16 protein-coding genes are annotated in these 20,085 nt (G+C 66.3%); 10 read left to right on the top strand and 6 right to left on the bottom strand.

Annotated features, from left to right (window positions below; genetic code table 11):
• Positions 1-2: 2 nt before the first annotated feature.
• From IE122_RS09310 to IE122_RS09300, 3 genes are all read left to right on the top strand, one after another.
• Positions 3-3,440 (top strand): chromosome segregation SMC family protein, encoded by a 3,438-nt coding sequence (locus IE122_RS09310; protein WP_189620885.1) that lies wholly within the window; start codon positions 3-5, stop codon positions 3,438-3,440.
• A 105-nt stretch (positions 3,441-3,545) separates the two neighbouring features.
• Complete coding sequence (locus IE122_RS09305) at positions 3,546-3,818, top strand: BrnT family toxin (RefSeq protein WP_189620884.1); 273 nt, start codon at positions 3,546-3,548, stop codon at positions 3,816-3,818.
• The gene (locus IE122_RS09300; RefSeq protein ID WP_189620883.1) at positions 3,778-4,062 is read left to right on the top strand and encodes a BrnA antitoxin family protein; all 285 of its coding nucleotides are present in this window, start codon (positions 3,778-3,780) and stop codon (positions 4,060-4,062) included. The genes IE122_RS09305 and IE122_RS09300 overlap by 41 nt, the downstream gene beginning before the upstream one ends.
• Positions 4,063-4,065: 3 nt before the next feature.
• Here IE122_RS09300 and IE122_RS09295 read toward each other — a convergent pair whose 3' ends face one another.
• A complete protein-coding gene (locus IE122_RS09295; RefSeq protein ID WP_189620882.1) occupies positions 4,066-5,136 on the bottom strand; it encodes a class I SAM-dependent methyltransferase in 1,071 nt (356 codons plus the stop codon).
• Positions 5,133-6,029, bottom strand: a complete 897-nt coding sequence (gene lgt / locus IE122_RS09290) for a prolipoprotein diacylglyceryl transferase (RefSeq protein ID WP_229813954.1) — start codon at positions 6,027-6,029, stop codon at positions 5,133-5,135. Before lgt ends, IE122_RS09295 begins: the two co-directional genes overlap by 4 nt.
• Before the next feature lie 206 nt (positions 6,030-6,235).
• On the opposite strand from lgt, the gene IE122_RS09285 reads away from it, so the two are divergent.
• The 6 genes from IE122_RS09285 (at position 6,236) to IE122_RS09260 (ending at position 13,774) form a co-directional block, all read left to right on the top strand.
• Positions 6,236-8,986: a [protein-PII] uridylyltransferase gene (locus tag IE122_RS09285; RefSeq protein WP_189620880.1), complete on the top strand. Its 2,751-nt coding sequence runs from the start codon at positions 6,236-6,238 to the stop codon at positions 8,984-8,986.
• Positions 8,987-9,111: 125 nt separating this feature from the next.
• Positions 9,112-10,266 carry a patatin-like phospholipase family protein gene (locus tag IE122_RS09280; RefSeq protein WP_229813952.1) on the top strand — a complete coding sequence of 385 codons (1,155 nt, stop codon included), beginning with the start codon at positions 9,112-9,114 and terminating at the stop codon, positions 10,264-10,266.
• A 31-nt stretch (positions 10,267-10,297) separates the two neighbouring features.
• Positions 10,298-11,080, top strand: a complete 783-nt coding sequence (locus IE122_RS09275; protein ID WP_189620878.1) for a 3-hydroxybutyrate dehydrogenase — start codon at positions 10,298-10,300, stop codon at positions 11,078-11,080.
• A gap of 164 nt (positions 11,081-11,244) precedes the next feature.
• Positions 11,245-11,511 (top strand): hypothetical protein, encoded by a 267-nt coding sequence (locus tag IE122_RS09270; protein ID WP_189620877.1) that lies wholly within the window; start codon positions 11,245-11,247, stop codon positions 11,509-11,511.
• Between the two features lie 227 nt (positions 11,512-11,738).
• Positions 11,739-12,815 carry a response regulator transcription factor gene (locus tag IE122_RS09265; RefSeq protein ID WP_189620876.1) on the top strand — a complete coding sequence of 359 codons (1,077 nt, stop codon included), beginning with the start codon at positions 11,739-11,741 and terminating at the stop codon, positions 12,813-12,815.
• Between the two features lie 104 nt (positions 12,816-12,919).
• A complete protein-coding gene (locus IE122_RS09260; RefSeq protein ID WP_189620875.1) occupies positions 12,920-13,774 on the top strand; it encodes a hypothetical protein in 855 nt (284 codons plus the stop codon).
• A 482-nt stretch (positions 13,775-14,256) separates the two neighbouring features.
• Here IE122_RS09260 and IE122_RS09255 read toward each other — a convergent pair whose 3' ends face one another.
• Positions 14,257-15,588: a glutamate--tRNA ligase gene (locus tag IE122_RS09255; RefSeq protein WP_189620874.1), complete on the bottom strand. Its 1,332-nt coding sequence runs from the start codon at positions 15,586-15,588 to the stop codon at positions 14,257-14,259.
• 33 nt (positions 15,589-15,621) lie between these two features.
• Complete coding sequence (locus tag IE122_RS09250) at positions 15,622-16,002, bottom strand: RrF2 family transcriptional regulator (RefSeq protein WP_229813950.1); 381 nt, start codon at positions 16,000-16,002, stop codon at positions 15,622-15,624.
• Between the two features lie 109 nt (positions 16,003-16,111).
• On the opposite strand from IE122_RS09250, the gene hcp reads away from it, so the two are divergent.
• Positions 16,112-17,752, top strand: a complete 1,641-nt coding sequence (hcp, locus tag IE122_RS09245; protein WP_189620873.1) for a hydroxylamine reductase — start codon at positions 16,112-16,114, stop codon at positions 17,750-17,752.
• 73 nt (positions 17,753-17,825) lie between these two features.
• Here hcp and IE122_RS09240 read toward each other — a convergent pair whose 3' ends face one another.
• Positions 17,826-19,505, bottom strand: a complete 1,680-nt coding sequence (locus IE122_RS09240; protein ID WP_189620872.1) for an NAD+ synthase — start codon at positions 19,503-19,505, stop codon at positions 17,826-17,828.
• A gap of 260 nt (positions 19,506-19,765) precedes the next feature.
• Positions 19,766-19,936 (bottom strand): hypothetical protein, encoded by a 171-nt coding sequence (locus IE122_RS09235; RefSeq protein ID WP_189620871.1) that lies wholly within the window; start codon positions 19,934-19,936, stop codon positions 19,766-19,768.
• Positions 19,937-20,085 lie beyond the last annotated feature (149 nt).

Below are 20,085 nucleotides of genomic sequence, written 5' to 3'. Positions count from 1 at the left end.
GCATGCGCATCCGGCGGCTCAAGCTCAGCGGCTTCAAGAGCTTCGTCGAGCCTGCTGAACTGCGCATCGAACCCGGGCTGACCGGGGTCGTCGGGCCTAACGGCTGCGGCAAGTCCAACCTGCTCGAAGCGATCCGCTGGGTGATGGGCGAAGCCAGCGCCAAGTCCATGCGCGGCGGCGGCATGGAAGACGTCATCTTCGCGGGTACCGCCACCCGCCCCCCGCGCGCCTTCGCCGAAGTGGTGATGACCGCCGAGACAGCCGCCGACGCGCAAGGCCGGCGCGAGGATCTGGAGGTCGTGCGCCGGATCGAGCGCGGGGCGGGCAGCGCCTATCGCATCAACGGTCGCGATGTGCGCGCCAAGGACGTGGCGCTGGTGTTCGCCGATGCCGCCACCGGCGCGCACAGCCCGGCGCTGGTCAGCCAGGGCCGCATCGCCGCCGTGATCGCCGCCAAGCCTGCCGAACGCCGCGCCATGCTGGAAGAAGCGGCCGGCATCGCCGGGCTGCATGTCCGCCGCAAGGACGCCGAACAGAAGCTGCGCGCGACCGAGGCCAACCTGGCCCGGCTGGATGACCTGATGGCCGGGCTCGATCGCCAGGTGGCATCGCTGCGGCGCCAGGCCAAGGCGGCGGAACGCTACATCGCCCTCTCCGATCGCATCCGGCTGGCGGAAGCGCGGCTGGTGTTCGCCCGCTGGCGCGATGCCGCGCAAGCGGCCGAAGCGGCGCGCAAGGAAGCTGCCACCGCCGAGAACCGTGTGGCCGAAGCGCAGGCGCTGGCGGCTGAGGCGCAGGATGCCCAGGCCGAAGCAGCGCAGGCGCTGGCCCAAGCGCGCGACGAACTGGCCGACCGGCGTGACGACGCCAATGCCCAGGGCCATCGCCTGGCCACGCTGACCAGCCAACTCGAAGCGGCCGAGCAACGCCTCAAGGACCTGGACCGGCAGCACCGGCGGCTGGAGGAGGACCGGGGCGATGCCGACCGTCTCACCCGCGACGCCGCCGAGGCGCTGGCCCGGCTGGAGCGGGAACTGGCCGAAAGCCGCGAACGCCTCGCGGCCGACGAGGCCCAGCGACCGCGCGTGGCGCACGCGCTGGAAGGCGCGGAACAGGCCAGCCGCACCGCCGAACTCGATCTGGCGCAGGCCACCGCCGCGCAAGCCGGGGTAGAAGCCGAATGGCGCATCGCCGAGGCGGAATGCACGCAAGCCCGCGCGCGGCTGGACCGGCTGGACCAGGACGCTGCGCGGGTCGGCGGGCAGATCAGCGCCTTGGTCGCCGCCGGCGATCTCGATGCCGCCGTGGCGCAGGCGCGCGGTACCGCCGAAGCTGCCAGCGCCGCGCTCGCCACCGCCCGCGCCCGGCTGGACGCGCTGCAATCGGGCAAGGCTGACCTGCTGGCGGAACGCGACGAAGCCTCCTCCGCGCTCGCCACCGCGCGCGCCGATCTGGCCGGGATCGAGCGTGAGCACGCAGCGCTGCTGAAGGACCGCGAGGCCCGCGCAAGGGGGGCGAAGGCCGCGCATGGCCTGCCCGTCGCCATCGACGCGGTCCGCGCCGCGCCGGGTTACGAGCGCGCCGTGGCGGCAGTGCTGGGCCGCGACGCGCGCGCGCCGTTGGGCCAGGTCGTCGGTGCGGACGGCCGGTTCTGGACCGGAGCCGCCGCGCCGTCGCCGGTGCCCGACACGCTCGCCCGCCATGTCACGCAGGCCCCTGCCGAGCTGGCGGCGCGGCTGGCGCTAGTCCATGTCGCCCCCGAAGACGACGGCCGCGCGCTCGCCCCGGGAGAGTGGCTGGTCACGCTAGGCGGGGTGTTGCGCCGGTGGGACGGCTTCGTCGCCCGGGGGGAAGGCGCGGCGGAAGCGGCGCGGCTGGAGGCGGAGAACCGTTTCGCCGAACTCGACGCCCGGCTCCCGCCGTTGCGCGATGCCGCCGGTGCCGCAGAGGCGCGCAGCGGCGATGTCCAGCGCCGCCTGTCGGCTCTGCAGGCCGAACTGATCGGGGCGGAGCGCGCGGTCGCCGGGGCCACCGATGCCGAGCGGGCCGCGCTGCGCGCCGTCGATCAGGCCGATGACGCCCGCCAGCGCCAGGCCGCGCGGCGCGCCGAACTGGACCAGTCGCTGGCCGAGCTTGCCGCCCAACGCGAAGCGGCACAGGCTGACCGCGCAACTGCCGAAGCCCGTCGCGCCGCCCTACCCGACCCCGAACTGGGCCGCGCCGCCTTGGAAAACGCACGCCTGCGCAATCAGACGGCGCGTGCGACGCTGCAATCCGCCGCCGCCTCGCTTGCCAGCCACGATCAGGCGCTGGCGGCGCTGCGGGAGCGGACGGCAACGCAGGCCGCCGATATCCGCGGCTGGCAGGCGCGCGCCGGCGATGCCGCCAACCGGCTGGCGCAGATGGCCGGCCGTCAGGAAGAGATCGAGGCCGAGCGCGCCGTGATCGCCGCCAAGCCCGCAGCATTGATGGCGCAGATCGAAGCAGCCGAAGTGGTGCGGGAACGGCTGGGCAGTGAATTGCGGCAAGCCGAAGCAGCGGTCACCACCACCACCGAGGCCGCCAAACTGGCCGACGCCGCGCTGGGTGCGGCGCAGGAGAGGCTGGCCGCCGCGCGCGAGGGGCGAGCGGGAGCGACCGCGCGGGCCGAGGCGGAGGATCAGCGGCGGATCGAAATGGCGCGTGTTTCGGGCGAGCGGTTCCAGTGCCCGCCCCCTGTACTGCCCGAACGCTTCGCCTTCGCATCGGCTGAGGTGGGCAGTGCGCCGGACGAGTCCGCCGCGATGGACCGGCTGGCGAGCGAGCGCGAAAGGATCGGCCCGGTCAACCTCGTCGCCGCTGACGAACTGGCCGAGGCCGAAGCCCGGCTCGGCACCAACGCCACGGAAAAGGCCGAGCTGACCGAGGCCGTGAACCGCCTGCGCGGCTCGATCGGCAACCTCAACCGCGAGGGGCGCGAACGGCTGCGCAGCGCCTTCGAGGCGGTGGACGGCCATTTCCGCCGGTTGTTCACGCAACTGTTCCAGGGCGGGCAGGCCCACCTGGCAATGGTGGATTCGGACGATCCGCTGGAAGCCGGGCTGGAGATCCTTGCCCAGCCGCCGGGCAAGCGGCTGCAATCGCTGACCCTGCTGTCCGGGGGCGAGCAGGCTTTGACTGCCGTGGCGCTGATCTTCGCCCTGTTCCTGACCAACCCCGCGCCGATCTGCGTGCTCGACGAAGTCGATGCCCCGCTCGACGACGCCAACATCGAGCGGTTCTGTGACCTGCTCGACGCGATGACGAAGGAGACCGACACCCGTTACCTGATCGTCACGCACAATGCCGTGACGATGAGCCGAATGCATCGTCTGTTCGGCGTGACAATGGTGGAAAAGGGCGTGTCGCGACTGGTGAGTGTCGACCTGATCGGTGCGGAGGAACTGCTGGCGGCGGAGTAGGGGTTGACCGGTGGTATTTTTGTAGTTACATAAATAGTCCGCGCTGAACAAGAGTTCACGCCCCATTTCGCAGTCTTTGCGCTAAGCCACTTGGCGGAGGCGCGGGTGGACATCGAGTTTGACGACGACAAACGGCAGAGAATCCTCGCCGAACGCGGGGTGGATATGGCCGCTGCCGGCACCGTCTTCGCGGGCGAATATGTCCAGATCGAGGACGATCGCGCGGACTACGGTGAGACCCGCTATCGCGTGTGGGGCTATATTGGAAACGAGCGCGTCCATCTGGTCTGGACGCCGCGAGACGGCAAGCGCCGCATAATCACGATCTATCCGACCCATGAACGAGAACACAAAGCCCGCTTCCGAACCCTGGACTGATCCGGATGACGATTATGTCGAGTGGACAGAGGAAATGTTCAGGACGGCCGCCATATACAAGGGCGATCAACTGGTCCGACCGGCAACGGGGACGCTCCGATCGCTTGGCCGCCCCGCCTCACCCAACCCCAAAAAGCAGGTCACGCTGCGGCTTGATCCGGATGTGATCGAAAAGTTCCGCGCGACCGGCAAAGGCTGGCAATCGCGCATCAACGCCGAATTGCGCAAGGCGCTCGGGATCTGACCTTCAGAACCCCGCACCGTCGGGCCAGTTGGGCGCGGCGAGGCCGAGGACCTTGAACAGCGCGCCCATCTGGCCTTCGGCGGTCAGGCGGGTGCAGGCGGAATGGATGGCCTCGGCATGTTCGGGCGCGACTTTCGACAAGGCTTCGGCACGCGCCTCGATGCCGAGATTGCGCAGGAAGCGGCCTTGCTCCACCGTCCCCAGCCACCGGCAACCGCGCGAGAGGGCGGCGTTGGACAAGGCGTGGAAATCGACATGCGCGGTCAGGTCCGCCTCTCCGGGCAGGGCGAAAGGATCGACCTTCATGTGCGCGCGCACGGCCTGCAGGGTGGAGCCGGTGCGCGGTTCGTCATAGCCGTAATCGATCAGCAGCGCCGCGCCGCCCTGATCGATCAACCGTCCGGCGATTTCGTAAACCACGGCGGCGGCAGCCGGGCTGGTCTCGACGATGGTGCCATCGGGCGTGCCGCGCAGGTCCGGGCGCTGCTCGGCGCGGACGGCAGCGTCCATCGGCATCGTGCCGAGCACCGGCAGCAGCCGGCCGTCCTGCCAGCCGACCATCCGTTCGCGCCAGCCGGCCTCCGTCCGGACGAGTTGGCGGACCGGCAGCGCATCGAGAAACTCGTTCCCGACGATCAGCAGCGGGCCGTACATCGGCAGGGTAGAGAGATCGTCGTGCCAGTAGGCCTGCGGAACCGCTTCGAGCTGGATCGCCTTGAGCGCGGTCGAACCCTCGACGAAATGGACGGAAGGCTCCAGACCATAGCGCCGCATCGCCCGCAAGGCGTCCTGCGCGAGCGTGCCCCGGCCGGGGCCGAGTTCGACATAGTGGATTTCATCAGGCCGCCCGGCGTTGATCCACATATCGGCCAGCCACAGGCCGATCAGTTCGCCGAACATCTGGCTGATTTCCGGCGCGGTGATGAAATCCCCGTCCTCGCCCAGCGGGTCCTTGCCGGCGTAATAGCGCGCGTTCGATTCGCCCATGTAGTGGGCAAGCGAGATCGGGCCGTAGTTTTCGATCAGCCGGCGAAAGATCGCGGTCAGCGCCTCGGTTTCGTGCGGGACCGTCATCCCTCCACCGCGCTTGAGGCCGCAGCCCGCTGCGCGCTGCCGAGCGCAGGACGCAGCATCGCCCGCACCACCAGACCGATCCCCAGCGCGATCAGCGGAATGGTGAGCCACTGACCCATCGACAGCCCGGTCGATCGGGCGAATTCGGCCAACTGGGCATCGGGTTCGCGGAAGAATTCCACCGTAAAGCGCGCCGCACCGATCCCGGCCGTGAACACGCCGACCAGCAATCCCGGCCGGAACCGCGCGCGGGTCAGCCAGTAGAGCGAGAGCATGATGACGATCATCAGCAGCCCCTCCAGCCCCGCTTCGTAAAGCTGGCTGGGGTGGCGCGGGAGCTGGTCGGGCGCATCGGGAAAGATCATTGCCCACGGGACGGGAGACGCGACCACCCTGCCCCACAATTCGCCATTGATGAAGTTGGCGATGCGGCCGAACAGCATGCCGAACGGGACGCAGACCGCAATGTAATCGGCCACCCGCAGGAAATTGAGCTGCCCGCGCCAGGAAACCCAGGCCATCGCCAGGATCACCCCGATCAGACCGCCGTGAAAGCTCATCCCGCCGTGCCACAGGCTGAGCAGTTCGCTAGGCCGGGTCCACAAGCTGGGGATGCCGGTGTCACCGCCGGTATAGAACGTCGCGTAGCCGAGCCGCCCGCCGAGGATGATGCCGAGCGTACAGTAGAAGAACAGGTCATCGGCGTGGCGCTGGGCGAGCGGCGCGCCGGGCGAGCGGATCATGCGCGAAAGGTGCCAGTATCCCAGCATGATGCCGGCGAGATAGGCCAGCGAATAGTAACGCAGACGAAAGGAGCCGATGTCTATGCCGTTCTTCAGCCCCAGGTCCGCCCAGCGGATCGGTTCGTAACTCTGGACGGCGCTCGCGGCCATGGAAATCAGGGACAAGTCACGGACCTCGCTTGCATTTTCATGGGACACACCGCACTTCCTGGTAACAGGCGCTTGCCGGGGCGTCGTGCGGCCTTCTGGCATAGCCGGCACGTCGATGGTAGCGGGTAATGTTCGCACCGGCGTTGCGGGTGAAGTGGAAACAATCGGACGGGCGCTGCTCGCTCGCTAGGTAGAAGTCCCAGGTCATGACCGTGATCCGCATTGCCTCCCCCCGCGCCGTGATCGACCGGCGCAATCTGGTTGACCGGATTGCCGGCATCGTCGAGGATATCGGCGCGGCCAAGGGGCGTCAGGCCGTGGTCGAGCTGCTGCGCGAGGCGCTGGAGGATGGCCGCTCCGAGATCGCCCGCCGCCTGCGCGAGAAGCCCTCGGCCGGGCACGAAGTGGCGGAAGCGCAGGCGTTTCTGGTCGATCAGTTGATCCGCCTGATCCACGATCATGTCACCGCGCATGTCTATCCGGCGATCAACCGCTCGACCGGCGAGCGCCTGGCGATCCTTGCGGTCGGCGGGTACGGGCGCGGCGAGATGGCCCCGCATTCCGATGTCGACGTGGCTTTCATCACCCCGATCAAGTCCACCCCGTGGTGTGAGCAGGTGATCGAGGCGATGCTCTATTTCCTCTGGGACCTGGGTCTCAAGGTCGGCCATTCCAGCCGCTCGCTCAGCGAGATGGTCAAGATGTGCCGGTCGGACCTGACCATCCGCACCGCCATGCTGGAAGGCCGCTATGTGTGGGGCGATCAGGCGCTGTTCGACGAAGTGCGGCAGAAGTTCTGGAAGGAAGTGGTTTCCGGGACCGAGCGCCAGTTCGTCGTCGAAAAGCTGGCCGAGCGTGAGGAACGCCACAAGCGTATGGGCGACAGCCGCTATGTCGTCGAGCCCAATGTCAAGGAGGGCAAGGGATCGCTGCGCGATCTGCACACGCTCTACTGGATCGGCAAATACATCTATCAGGTCCGCGACCCGAGCGAGCTGGTGTCAGTCGGGCTGCTGTCCCCGCGCGAATACCGCTCGTTCCGGCGGGCCGAGACATTCTTCTGGGCGGTGCGCTGCCATCTGCACACCATCACCCGCCGGGCCGAGGACCGGCTGACCTTCGACCTGCAGCGCGAAGTCGCCGCGCGGATGAAATATACCGACCGGCCGGGCAAGAGCGCGGTCGAGCGGTTCATGCACATGTTCTTCCTGCAGGCCAAAGTGGTCGGCAACCTGACCGGAGTGTTCCTGGCCCAGCTTGACGAACAGTTCGTGCGCAAGCAGCCGCGCGGCCTTCTGGCAGGGTTCCGCGCCCGGCCCCGCAAGCTCAAGGGCTACAGTGTTTATGGCGGGCGGATTTCAGCGCCGGGCGAAGGCTGGTTCAAGGCCGATCCGGTCCGCCTGATCGAGATTTTCGCGCTGGCCGAGCGCGAGGGGCTGGATATCCACCCGGATACGCTGCGCATCATCAATCACGATGTGGTGTTGATCAAGGAAGCCGTGCGCAACGACCGGCGGGCGAACGAGCTGTTCATGGAACTGCTGACCAGCCCGAAAGACCCGGAAAAGGCGCTGCGCAGCTTCAATGAGGCGGGGGTGTTCGGCCGCTTCGTCACTGAATTCGGCCGCGTCAATGCGCAGATGCAGTTCGATATGTACCACCACTATACGGTGGACGAGCACACCATCCGCGCCATCGGCCTGCTTTCGCGCATCGAGAAGGGCGAACTGGCGCAAGACCATCCGCTGGCGCACGATATCGTCCACAAGCTGCAATCGCGCCGGGCAATCTATGTCGCGGTGCTGCTGCACGATATCGCCAAGGGCCGGGGCGGCGATCATTCGGTGCTGGGCGCGGAAATCGCGATGAAGCTGGGCCCCCGCTTCGGGCTGGACGAGGTGGAAACCGAACTGGTCAGTTGGCTGGTGCGAATGCACCTGACGATCAGCGCGGTCGCCTTCAAGCGCGACCTTTCGGACGGCAAGACGATCGCCGATTTCGTGGAACTGGTCCAGTCGGTGGACCGGCTGCGCCAGTTGACCATTCTCACCATCGTCGACATCCGCGCGGTCGGGCCCGGCACCTGGAATTCCTGGAAGCGCCAGCTTATCGGCGAGCTTTATGCTGCGGCCGAGGAGCGGCTGCGGCTGGGCCATGCCGAATTCGGCCGTGAAAAGCGGGTCGCCGCCAAGAAGGCGGCGGTGGCAGCGATGTCGCCGCGCCTCGCCGAACTTGTGCAGAGCGTGGGCGAGCGTTTCGCCGATCCATACTGGATCGCCGAGAGCGAGGACGTGATTGCCGGCAATCTCGAACAGTTTGTCCAGAAACAGGGTACCCCGCTCGACATTCGCACCACCTTCTATCCGGCACGCGGGGCCACGCTGGTCACGGTCATCGCCTCGGACCATCCGGGCCTGTTCTATCGCATCGCCGGGGGCATCCATCTGGCCGGCGGCAACATCATCGATGCGCGCATCCACACCACCCGCAATGGCCGCGCGGTGGACAATTTCCTGATCCAGGACCCGCTGGGCCGCCCGTTCCGCGAAGAAGGCCAGTTGGAACGCCTGCGGGTGGCGATCGACAACGCCCTGGCCAACCGGGTCAAGATCCTGCCGCAACTGGTCGCCAAGCCCGACGCCCGCCCGCGTGCCGATGCGTTCGAAGTCCGCCCGCGAGTCGCGATCGACAACAAGGCGTCGAACCGCTTCACCGTCGTCGAGGTTAACGCCCGCGATCGCCCGGCCTTGCTGAACCGGCTTGCCCATGCGCTGTTCCAGAGCAAGCTGATGGTGCATTCCGCCCACATCACCACTTATGGCGAGCGCGCTGCCGATACGTTCTACGTAACTGATCTGCTGGGCGAAAAGCTGACCTCGCAAAGCCGGCTCAAGGCATTGGAAAGACGGCTTCTCGAAGTTTCTAACGAGGAAATCACCCGCGCCGAGCTGGCGTAAATCCCAAGCCGGGAGCGATACTGACCAATTGCAGGCTTGCAACCGGGCGCGGCGCGGGCCATTTTGCTGCATCGCAATATCTGCACGGCCGTTTACCCAAGGCCGATCAAGAAGAAGGCATGCCCATGCACGCACCGCGAACCCAGTTGAAGGCTGAAGCCCGCCCTGTCGACGAAGTCCATGACGTTTTCGTGATGCAGGGCGGCGGTTCGCTCGGCGCGTTCCAGGCCGGGGTCTATCAGGCGCTGGACGAAGCCGGCGTCGTGCCGGACTGGATCGCCGGAATTTCGATCGGCGCGATCAACGGCGCGATCATCGCCGGCAACGCGCCCGAGGATCGCGTTGCGGCGCTGCGCAAGTTCTGGAACCTCGTCTCTTCCGATTTGCTCTACCACCTTGATGAGCCGATCGGCTTCGCGCGCCGCGCCTTCAACGAAGCCTCCGCCGCGATCGGCTGCACCATCGGCGTCCCAGGCTTCTTCAACCCGCGCATACCGATGCCGCTGCCCAACTGGCCCCGCGAAATCGGGCAATTGAGCTATTACGACACCACGCCGCTGCGCCGCACCTTGCTCGACATCGTCGATTTCGACCGGATCAACCACAAGGATACCCGCCTCAGCGTCGGCGCGGTCAACATCCGCAACGGCAACTTCGCCTTTTTCGACAATCACGAACGCGAGATCCGGGTGGAGCATATCATGGCCAGCGGCGCGCTGCCGCCGGGGCTGCCGGCCGTGGAAGTCGATGGCGAATGGTACTGGGACGGTGCCCTCCTTTCCAACACGCCGCTGCAGTTCGTGCTGGACCACCGCGAAACCTGTTGCATGAATGTGTTCCAGGTCGATCTGTTCGCCGCCACCGGCGATATGCCGCGCACCATGGCCGACGTTGCCCAGCGCGAAAAGGACGTGCGCTTTTCCAGCCGCACCCGGCTCAACACCGACATGAACCGCCGCCTCCAGAAGCTCAGTTCAGCGGCCCGGCGGCTGGCGCGCAAGCTGCCGGACGATCTCCTCGACGATCCGGACCTGGCCGAACTGCTCGCCTATCGCCCCGAAGGGCCCGTGGCGATCATGCACCTGATCAATCGCGGCCATGGCTTCGAAACCAATTCGAAGGACTATGAGTTCTCGCGCATGACGGTCAACGAGCACTGGGCACTGGGCTACCACGATGCGATGATCTCGCTCAAGCATCCGGACTGGATCAACCGCAAACTCAAGCCGGATGAAATCGCCACTTTCGACCTTGTCGGGGCCACGCCGCACGTCGGCTGACCCGCCGGTCAACCCGGAGCCGCTGTTACCCATGAAACTGAAAGACAAAGTCTGCATCGTCACCGGCGCCGCCAGCGGCATCGGCAACGCCATTGCCCGCCGCTATGCCGCCGAAGGTGCCAAGGTCGCCATCGCCGATATCAATCTGGAAGCCGCGCAAAAGGCGGTGGACGATATCGCGGCGGCACACGGAACGGCCGGCCTTGCGCTGGCGATGGACGTAACCAGCGAGGAACAGGTGAACGCCGGTGTGCAGCAGGTGGTCGATGCCTGGGGCACGGTCGATGTGCTGGTGTCCAACGCGGGCATCCAGATCGTCAACCCCATCGAACAGTTCGCCTTTGCCGACTGGAAGAAGATGCTGGCGATCCACCTCGACGGGGCCTTCCTCACCTCGAAAGCGGTGATCCCGCATATGTATGCCCAAGGCTCGGGTACGATCCTGTTCATGGGCTCGGTCCACTCCAAGGAAGCGAGCAAGCTCAAAAGCGCCTATGTGACGGCAAAGCACGGCCTGCTCGGCCTGTCGCGCACGATCGCCAAGGAGGCGGGGCCCAAGGGCGTGCGCACCAACGTGATCTGCCCCGGCTTCGTGCGCACCCCGCTGGTGGACAAGCAGATCCCCGAGCAGGCGAAGGAACTGGGCATTTCCGAGGACGAGGTGATCAAGAAGGTCATGCTCGGCCAGACCGTGGATGGCGAGTTCACCACCGTCGATGACATCGCCGAAGTCGCCCTGTTCTTCGCCGCCTTCCCCAGCAACGCGCTGACCGGACAATCGCTGGTCGCCAGCCATGGCTGGTACATGGAATAATACCAAGGCTCGTTGATCCGAACGCATAGCCCTCTCCCCTTCAGGGGAGAGGGTTGGGAGAGGGGGATGGCCCCGCCCCTCTCTACTCCGGCTAGGGTCATGTCGCGCTCAATCCGGTGCGGGCGGGGCTTGCGGTGCAGGCGCAGGACTTGCGTTGGTCAAGCGTGCATGCGCTGCTTGATCCGGCGCGGGCCGACGGATTCACCGAAACCGCGCCGGTTCGGCAACGTGTTCCCGATTTTGCTGCGCTGTTGCGTTCGGATGAAGACGAAACAATGTCCGCGTTGTTGCGCCGCTCGGAAAGCACCGGCCGCCCACTCGGCGACAGCGGCTTTCTCAATCGTGTCGCAGCGATGCTGGGGCGCGATCCGAAGCCGGGTAAGCGCGGACCGAAGGTGAAGGATGAGCGATTAAGTGCACTGTCACCGTAATTCCGTCACCGTAATTCCACACTCCAAAGTCGCAGCCCCATAGATTCAGATTTTCGCCGCCTTGGGAATCCCCAGTGAATCAGACAAAGCGCAAGTTGGTATAAGTTCCCATTGACATTCTGCAAGATATCAAAAACTGTTGTCGTTTGGGCGTCGGGGGTGATGGTCATGGGGAATCGGCTGCCGGCATCGCGCTTTTGCCCTGCTGCGCGGCGGGATGGCACCGCTTGAACTCGCATTTGCATCAGCAGACGATCACCGCGTTTCGCGGTGCCGGCTATGGTGCCGGAAACTGGCAGACCGCGATCGATCTGATGGCGCGGGCCACCGGCAGCCGGCTGGGAGAGCTGGTCGGCTGGTTCTCCCCCCATCGCCCGCCGTTTCGCCTGATGACGCGCGACATCGCCGATACCGACGCCCGGCTGGCCATCTGGGGCGACTTGGGCGGCGCCGATCCGCGAATCAATCCGATGATCCGCGCCGGCGTGCGCGCGCGGCCGTTCCAGACCTTGGTCGATATCGACCTGATCGACAGCGAGGAACGCAAGCGTAACATACTTTGGAACGAGGTCTTCGATCCTTGCGACATTCCTCATATCGCCTCTGTCCTGCTTCATCGCGACAGCGATGCGCATCTTGTCGTCGGGGTGCTGCGGCGCCGGTCGCAGGGGCCGCTCGTGGGTGAGGAGCGCAAGCTGTTCGAACTTTACGCCCGCGAGGCGGCGACGAGCGCGACGTTCGCGCGCAAGCTGGGGGAAGACAGCGGCAAGCTGGTGTCCGGCGCGCTGGCGGCGGTGGGCGCGGCGGCGATCGCGCTCAACCGCTTCGGCCGCGTGGTGGGCATCACGCCCGCAGCCGAATCGATCCTCGCTACGAATGGCATGATCGCGGTCGCGGCCGGATCGCCCCGCTGCGCGCGCGCGCCTGACCAGATCCGGTTCGAACAGGCGATTGGCACAGTGCTGGCCCGACACGTGCAGCAACAGGTGGTAATGGCGGACGGCGCACGCGCGATGGCGCTGACGGTGCTGCCACTGCCCGGAGAGCTGGACCTTGGCTACAATGCCTGTGTGCTGATCGTGCTGGAGGACGTCAGCGCCAAGCTGCTTCTCACGCCGGCCGAGCGCGAGGTTCTGGCTCTTCTCCAGCAAGGGGCGCGCGCCGATGAAATTGCCCGTGCCCGCAAGGTCAGCCGTGAGACCGCGCGCTCGCAGATCAAGGCGGTCTATGCCAAGCTCGGTCGGCGCGGCCAGGTGGACCTGCTCCGCCAGAACACGGCCGGACCCGAACGCCCCTCGGATTAAAGCCCCGGCTCAAAAACTCGTCCACATCACCCCGCAGGGTGATGCACAGTTCCGTGCCGTCGGCAAAATAACCGGGAAATCATGAGATAAGGTGTACGCCCGTGTTGACCACCGCCAGAAAGTTGTCGCTTTGCCTGCTGCTTGCCCATGCCGCCTTCGCACCCGCTGCGAGCTGGGCGCAATATTCCGGCTATGACGAGGACGACTACGACGAGGAAGACTACGAAGCCGAGGCCGAGGCCGAACGGCAGCGGGCGAACAGCCAGATGATCCTCGACGCCGCCCGTCAGGGGATCAACGATGCGCTGAGAGGCTATGCGAACCGGCCGATGCCAATGCCCGCCCCGAGACCGGTGGTTCGCCCCGCACCGAGCCCTTACACGCCGCCGCCCGCGCCCGCCTATCAGCCGGCCCCGCCGATGAGCGGGCCTATGACCTCCTTCGGCAGCCTGCCGGCCGGCGCGGGCAATCCGGAGCAGCGTTCCTACTGGGCCGCTAACTGCCAGAACCGCAGCTGGCAGGTCAACTCGGTACAGGCGCAGAACTGCAACTTCATCCGCCAGCGCGCGACGGCGCCGGTGGCCAGCGGCGGCACCATGGGCAAGCCTTATACCGCGCCGGGGTATGGGGCAAAGGGTGCATCCCCCTCGACCGGCAGCGCCCAGCGCAGCTACCGCGTGGCGACAAGCTGCATGCGGTTCTCAAGCGGACAATTGATCAACGGCTGCGGTTTCGATGTCATCGTGGAATACTGCTGGGTCAACCCTGCCAGCGATTCCGACGCACGCTTCTTCACATGCCCCACCCGTGGCTCATCGAGCCAAATCGCGCCAGGACGATCGCATTCGGCCTACAATCCCAAGAGCGGGCGCATCGCCTACATCGCCTGCGAATATCCCGGCCTGCACCGCAATGTCCGCTGGAGCGGATCGAGCCTGCAGTTCGACGGGTGCTTCTGAACCCGCGCCCTACCCCGCCGCCGCGCGCCCCCGCCACGCTTCCGCGGGAGTTACGGAGAATTACGGTGACAGTGCATTAAATTGACAGCACGGTTTCCCCCTGTCAAACTCGGGAATTCCGATGACACGTGCGAAAACCCCTAAACTCTTATTCCTCCACATCGCACAATCTTGGCCATGTGACACTCGCGCCCGGCCCTTCTGCTGCTGATGCGCGTCTCACCCATGCGTAGCCGTCGTGATCGCTTTCCTACATCCATCGCCTCCGGCATAATCCACCACGGCGCGCCCGCGCCCTGCTCTTTGCCTTCGTCGATCACCTTCGCGGAATTTTCATCTCCGGGACTGTAAACTTCGTATTTTACGATCAACAAATTGATTTTAAAAAGAAATACCGCCGTTTTCGAAGTTTACACAGTGTAACCTTTGTAAACTTCGCAGCGCGCTAAACCAACGGCGGCCCGCGAATCGGGCTCGGTTGTTCAGGCCACCGCCCGCAACCGCGCCAGCGCCGCCTCGCGCCCGATCAGCGGCAGCAGTGCTGCCATGTCGGGTCCGTGGTCCATGCCCGTCAGCGCGCGGCGGAGGGGCAGGAACAGCGCCTTGCCCTTGCGCCCGGTTTCGTCCTTGAGCCGGCCGGTCAGGTCCTTCCAGATCATATCCGACCAGTCCAGCGCGTCCAGCGCCGCAGCGGCGCTCGCCAGGAAGGCCACATCGTCCGCCTCGGGCGGCGGGGCGGATACCGGCCCGGTCACCACCCGCCACCAGTCGTGCGCCTCGGCCACTTTGCCAAGGTTGGGCCGCACCGCCTGCCAGGCGGCTTCGTCCATCCCGGCGGGCAGGCGATCGGCAACCTGCGCGTAAGGCGTCGCGTGGACCACGGCGGCATTGATCCGGTCCAGCTCCGCCTCGTCAAACCGCGCCGGCGCGCGGCCGAAGCGCGACAGGTCGAAGCCAGCCGCCAGTTCATCGAGGCCGAGCAGCGGATCGACCGGATCGCTGGTCCCCAGCCGCGCCAGCAGTGCCACCAGCGCCTGCGGCTCTATCCCGGCGTCGCGAAAGTGGCCCGCGCCCAGCGATCCCAGCCGCTTGGACAGCTTGCCCTCGCTGCCGACCAGCAGCGCCTCGTGCGCGAACGCGGGCAGCGCGGCACCCAGCGCAGTGAACATCTGCACTTGCGCCGCCGTATTCGAGACATGATCCTCGCCGCGCAGGATCGCGGTGACCCCCATCGCCACGTCGTCGATCACCGAAGGCAGCATGTAGAGCCACGAGCCATCGGCGCGGCGCACGACCGGATCGCTCATCTGCGCCGGATCGAAACGCTGGGGTCCGCGAATGCCGTCTTCCCAGGCGATCGGCTCGTCATGGTCCAGCAGGAACCGCCAGTGCGGCAGATCGCCAGCCGCCAGCTTCGCCGCCTTGTCATCCTCGCCGAGCGCCAGCGCGGCGCGATCGTAGATCGGCGGCAGGCCGCGCCCCAGCAACACCTTGCGCCGCAGTTCCAGCTCCTGCGGGGTCTCCCAGCAGGGATAGACCCGCCCTTGCGCCTTCAGCGTCTCGAAAGCCGCCTCGTAGACGGGGAAGCGGGCAGACTGGCGTTCCTCCCCTTCCGGGTGAAGGCCCAGCCAGGCCAGATCGGCGCGGATGCCCTCGACGTACTCCTCCCGGCTGCGGGCGGCGTCGGTATCGTCGATCCGCAGCAGGAAACGGCCGCCATCGCGCCGTGCCAGCAGCCAGTTGTGCAGCGCCGTGCGGATATTGCCGACATGAAGGTGCCCGGTGGGCGAGGGAGCGAAGCGGGTAACGGTCATGCGCGGCGGATTAGGCCCGGCAAGCCGTGTTGGCTAGGCGATTTCGGCCAGCGTCTTTTCGTTGAGGACGGCCAGGAACGCGCCCATCGCCTTGTCGAGCTGGCGGGGCAGGGTGCAGCGGCGGGCCACCCGGCACCCACTGCAATTGACCAGCGCACGGTCGGGCTCCATCGCCGCGACCACGTCGCCGATGCGGATGTCCTCGGCCGGACGTGCCAGCACCACGCCGCCGCCACGCCCGCGCGTTGCCGCGACGAACCCGGCATGGGCCAGCGCCGCCGCGATCTTCATCAGGTGCGTGCGCGGAATGTCCTGCTCTTCCGCCACTGCCGCGATCGTCGCGCGGCCACCCTCCAGCCGGGCGAGGTGGATCAGCAGGCGAAGCGCGAAATCGGTATGCCGGGTCAACTGCATGGCATGCACCCTCGCCAAAAGACCTTCGGAGTCAATTGATTCACGTCAAACGCACCTTTCCCGAAGCGGCGTAAAAGCGGAATCGAAAATGCAACAATTGAGGTGCCCCATGTATTGCGTGCAGTGCGAACAATCGAACAAGGGTGGATGTGCGGTCAAGGTCGGCTCATGCGGCAAGACCGCAGACGTGGCCGATCAGCAGGACGTCCTGCTGCGCCTGATGCAGGGCGTCTCGGTCTATGCCGATCGCGCCGCGCGGGTTGGCGCACGCGATGAACAGGTCGATTCGTTCACCCCGCACGCCTGGTTCACCACCCTCACCAACGTCAACTTCGACAGCACCCGTTTCGATCGGCTGATAGACCGCGCGATCGGCATGCGGGAGCGCGCCCGCGCCTGCGCCCTCACTGCCGGTGCCGATCTGTCCGCCCTGCCCGAACCCGCCACCTGGAACCCCGGCATCACCCGCGCCGAGCGCGCCGCTGCCGCGCCGTTCGCCGCCATCCAGCGCTGGATGGACCGCGATGGCCCCAGCGTGACCGGCCTGCGCAACCTGCTGCTCTATGGCCTCAAGGGCACTGCCGCCTATTCCGAACATGCCCGCGTGCTGGGCCAGGAGGAAGCGGCGATCAATGCCGAATTTCACCGCATCTCCGCCTTCCTGGCGACCGATCCGACCGACATCGATGCGCTGTTGCGGGAATGTCTGGCGGTGGGCGGGCTCAACCTCAAAGTGATGGCGCTGCTCGATGCCGCCAACACCGGGCGGTTTGGCCACCCCGAGATCACCATGGTGCGCATGTCGCCGGTGGCCGGCAAGGCGATCCTGGTGTCCGGCCATGACATGGGCGACCTTGAAGCTCTGCTGCAGCAGACCGAGGGGCTGGGCATCAACGTCTATACCCACGGCGAACTGATGCCGGCCAACGCCTATCCGGGGCTGAAGAAGTACGCGCATCTGGCCGGCAACTACGGCGGCGCGTGGCAGGACCAGCAGAAGGAATTCGATGCCTTCCCCGGCGCGATCCTGATGACCTCCAACTGCCTGATCAATCCCGAGATCAAGGGTTATGCCGATCGCATCTTTACCGCCGGGCCGGTGGGCTGGAACGGCGTGCCGCATATCCAGAACCACGAGTTCGCACCGGTGATCGCTTGCGCGCTGACCCAGCCCGGCTTCGCCGCCGATGCGCCCGAACAGCGCATCCCGGCGGGCTTTGCGCGCAATACGGTGATGGGCGTGGCGGATACCCTGCTGGGCATGATCAAGGGCGGCGAGGTCAAGAACCTGTTCCTGATCGGCGGCTGCGACGGCGCGCGCCCAGGCCGCAACTACTTCCATGACCTCGCGGTCAGCACCCCCGCCGACAGCCTGGTGCTGACGCTGGGCTGCGGCAAGTTCCGCTTCAACCGCGAGGACATGGGCACCATCAACGGCATCCCGCGCGTGCTGGACATGGGCCAGTGCAACGATGCCTATTCCGCCATCCAGGTTGCGGTGGCGGTGGCTGGCGCACTGGGCTGCGAGGTCAACGATCTGCCGCTGCACTACGGGATAAGCTGGTTCGAGCAGAAGGCGACCGCCGTGCTGCTGACGATGCTTCACCTCGGCCTGCGCAAAATCCACCTCGGGCCGACGCTGCCCCAGTTCCTGACCCCCGAAGTGCTGGGCGTGCTGATCGACAAGTTCGACATCCGCCCCACCGGCGATCCGCAGGAAGACCTTGCCCGGATGCTCGCGGCCGCCTGATGGGGCGGGCGATGCCGTGACCATGGCGGGGCGGACAGGCAACCTGTCCGCCCCGTTCGCGTGTTAAACTACTTTAATTGGCGTCCTGGCGCACGGTCGAGCCGCTGCGGAAATCGTGCGTGATCGGATAGCGCCGGTCGCGCCCGAAGTTGCGGGCGGTCAGCTTGACCCCGGGCGGGGCCTGGCGGCGCTTGTATTCCGACAGGTGCAGCAGCCGCTCGACCTGCTGGACGGTGGCGCGATCGAAGCCTTCGCGGACGAGCTGGTCCACGCTCTTGTCGTGCTCCACCAGCCCCAGCAGGATCGGATCGAGCAGATCGTAAGCCGGCAGGCTGTCCGAATCGCGCTGGTTCTCCCGCAGTTCGGCGGTCGGCGGGCGGGTGAGGATGTTGTCCGGGATCACCGCCCCCGCAGGCCCCAGGCCGATGCGCGGGACATGCCGGTTGCGCCAGCGCGCCAGGGCATAGACGGTCATCTTGTAGGCGTCCTTGAGCGGATTGTAGCCGCCCGCCATGTCGCCATAGATGGTCGCATAGCCCACGCTCATCTCGCTCTTGTTGCCGGTAGTCAGCAACATCGGCCCGAACTTGTTCGAAAGCGCCATCAACGCCGTGCCGCGAATCCGCGATTGCAGATTTTCCTCGGCCAGGCCGCGCGGCGTCCCGTCGAACGCCGGGCCCAGCATCGCATCGAAGCCGTCCACCGCGCCGTCGATCGGCATCACCGAATAGCGCACGCCCAGCGCCTTGGCGCAGGCCGCCGCATCATCGAGGCTTTCGGTGCTGGTGAAACGCGAGGGCATCATCACCGCCCAGACCTTGTCCGCCCCCAGCGCATCCACCGCGATCGCCGCGCAGACCGCCGAATCGATCCCGCCCGACAGCCCCAGGACGACGCCGGGAAAGCGGTTGCGATTGACGTAATCGCGCAGCGCCAGGACCATGGCGCAATAGATATCCTCAGGATGCGTGGCCAGCGGCGGCACCTCGCCACGATCGCAGCGCCAGCCCTTGGCGGTCTTGGTCCAGTTGGTCTGGACCACCTGCTCCTCCCAGTCGCGCAACTGCACTGCGAGGCCGCCATCGCCGTTGACCACGAAGCTGGCACCATCGAACACCAGTTCGTCCTGCCCGCCAACCCGGTTGAGATAGGCCAGCGGCAACCCTGTATCGACCGCACGGCGCTTGGCCACGCCTTCGATGCGCAAGGCGTCCTTGTTGATCTCGTAAGGACTGCCGTTGATGCAGATGAACATTTCCGCCCCGAAATCGGCCAGGTGCCGGCACACTTCGGGCCGCCAGATATCCTCGCAGATCGGCACCCCGATCATCGTCCCGCGCAGGATCACCGGTTCGGGCAAGGGGCCGGGCTGGAACAGGCGCATCTCGTCGAATGTGCCATAGTTGGGCAGTTCGTGCTTGAGCCGCACCGCCGCGACCTTGCCCTGATCGAGCAGGGCCACGCCATTGTGCAGTGCGCCATCGAGGACGAAGGCCGATCCGACCAGCATCGCCGGCCCGTCCGACGCGCTGGCTTCGGCCAGCTTGTGCAGTTCGGCGGCGGCACGTTCGACCAGCGCCGGCTTGAGAATCAGGTCCTCGGGCGGGTAGCCGATGAGGTGGAGCTCGGGAAAAACGACGAGGTCCGACCCCTTGGCCTGTTCGCGCGCGGCCAGCACCGTATCGGCGTTGGCGGCGATATCGCCCACCGACTGGTTGAGTTGGCCCAGCGTGATCTTCAGGGTGTCCGGCATATCCGGCGGTGATGCCGCGCCCCTGCCCCGCATGCAAACAAAACCCGCAACAACGCCGACAATGGCTGCCGGCGGTCAGTGTCGAACCGACGGCCTGTTGCAACTAACGCTTTGCCGGAAAACAAAAAACCCTCCCGCAGGGGAGGGTTTATGTGGCTCCGCAGCGAGTGCGGAAACCGATCTTCGATCCCTCCCGGAATGGGCGGGAAAGAAGGGCGGGGGCCGACCAGACTTGCGGTCGGACCGAGCCCCCTTACCGATTACTCGGCGGTGGCTTCAGCCGACGGAGCGTCGGTGGCGTCGCCGGTCATCATTTCTTCGGGAGCGGTTTCGACCGACTCAGTGGCGTCGGGAGCCGGAGCTTCCCCGCCGCAAGCAGCGAGAGACAGAGCGGCAGCCGTCGCGAACGCGGCAAAAGCAATCTTCTTCATGCGAATCCCCTTGCATTAACTGGCGCATTGGTTTGGCGCAGACGCCAACGCCTGCAGGCAAGCCTGCGGTGCAACTCTTTAAACGAGACAATGGTGCAACGCAAATGAGAAGTAGGGCGGGGGTTTTCCGCCGTTTCCCTAGGGCTTGC

It is taken from the genome of Novosphingobium colocasiae, assembly GCF_014652555.1.
Classification (GTDB): Bacteria; Pseudomonadota; Alphaproteobacteria; order Sphingomonadales; family Sphingomonadaceae; genus Novosphingobium; species Novosphingobium colocasiae.
This window is presented reverse-complemented; position numbering and strand designations above follow the sequence as displayed.